The sequence below is a fragment of the Actinoplanes sp. NPDC049599 genome (assembly GCF_044465625.1).
In the GTDB taxonomy this organism is placed as follows: domain Bacteria; phylum Actinomycetota; class Actinomycetes; order Mycobacteriales; family Micromonosporaceae; genus Actinoplanes.
The window spans coordinates 1-1,455 of sequence record NZ_JBITLX010000080.1; the positions used below are offsets into that span (position 1 = coordinate 1).

The 1,455-nt window shown below is 66.3% G+C and carries 2 protein-coding genes; both read right to left on the reverse strand.

Annotated features, from left to right (window positions below; translation table 11 throughout):
- Positions 1 to 985, reverse strand: a 985-nt coding sequence (locus ACIBQZ_RS43280) for a universal stress protein (protein ID WP_396094785.1), incomplete at its 3' end; no start/stop codon positions are given.
- A gap of 72 nt (positions 986 to 1,057) precedes the next feature.
- Positions 1,058 to 1,279 carry a potassium-transporting ATPase subunit C gene (locus ACIBQZ_RS43285; RefSeq protein ID WP_396094786.1) on the reverse strand — a complete coding sequence of 74 codons (222 nt, stop codon included), beginning with the start codon at positions 1,277 to 1,279 and terminating at the stop codon, positions 1,058 to 1,060.
- Positions 1,280 to 1,455 lie beyond the last annotated feature (176 nt).

Below are 1,455 nucleotides of genomic sequence, written 5' to 3' on the forward strand. Positions count from 1 at the left end.
CGATCGCCCCGGCGCCGTTGGTGGTGGTGACGCCGACCCCGGGGGAGAGCAACGAGGAGATCCGACCTCGCCGGGAGACGCCCAGGACCAGTTCGGTTGCGTTGACCCCGCGGGCGAAGTCGAGTAGAGCGGTGGGGATGTCGTTACCCACGACCTGGTGATACGTGCCACCCAGATCCTCGATCAGGGTCCGCTGGGTCACCAGATTGGCGTGACTACCACTACTCAGACCATCATTCCGGGCCACGTGCACGGCCAACAGATCAGCACCCCGGGAACGGCTGGCCAGCCGGGCAGCCCGACGGATGAGCGTCTCCCCCTCCGGGCCCCCGGTCAGCGCCACCACCACCCGTTCCCGGGCCTCCCACGTATCGGAAATGTCGTGCGAGGCCCGGTACTTCTCCAGCTCGTCATCAACCTTGTCCGCCAGCCACAACAACGCCAGCTCCCGCAGCGCGGTCAGGTTCCCGACCCGGAAATAGTTACCCAGGGCAGCGTCGATCTTCTCCGGCCGGTAGATGTTGCCGTGCGCCATCCGCCGCCGGATCGCCTCGGGGGCCATATCCACCAACTCGATCGCATCGGCCCGGCGCACCACCTCATCCGGCACCGTCTCCCGCTGCGGCACCCCCGTGATCTGCCGGACGATGTCGTTGATCGACTCCAGATGCTGCACATTCACCGTGGTCAGCACCGTGATCCCGGCATCCAGCAATTCCTCGATGTCCTGCCAGCGCTTGGTGTTCCGCGAACCCGGCACATTGGTGTGGGCCAGCTCATCCACCAGGACCACCTCCGCGCCCCGCGCGATCACCGCGTCCACATCCATCTCGGTGAACGTGGCCCCACGATAGGAAACCGTCCGCCGCGGAAGCACCTCCAGATCAGCCAGCATCGCCTCGGTCTGCTCCCGGCCATGCGTCTCGACGTACCCGACCACGACATCAGTGCCCCGCTCACGCCGCCGATGCCCTTCCTCAAGCATCCTGTACGTCTTACCCACCCCGGGAGCAGCCCCGAGATGCACCCGCAACTGGCCGGCCATCGTCCTCTGTTCCTAACCCTGCTTGGCGACGGACTGGTCAAGCGCCACGTTCAGCTTCAGCACGTTGACCGCCGGCTCACCGATGAAACCCAGCGCGCGACCGGTGGTGTACTTGGAAACCAGTTTCTCCACCGTTGCAGTGTCCATGCCCCGCTGCTTCGCGACGCGCGCAACCTGCAGGTCGGCATAGGTAACACTGATCTGCGGGGCCAGGCCACTGGCGCTGGCCGTCACCGCGTCAGCCGAGCCGCCGGGTCGGGGCGCCGCCCCGGATCGGGGTGACCATCCACCCCTTCACGCTCCCCAATTCCCACACTGCGGGAGCAGATCTGGGTGAGCAAACTCGAAGAGGCGCTCTCCTCGTCCGTACTCAGGGGTGTCCACCACGCGGTTGGACGCACTGGTGGACG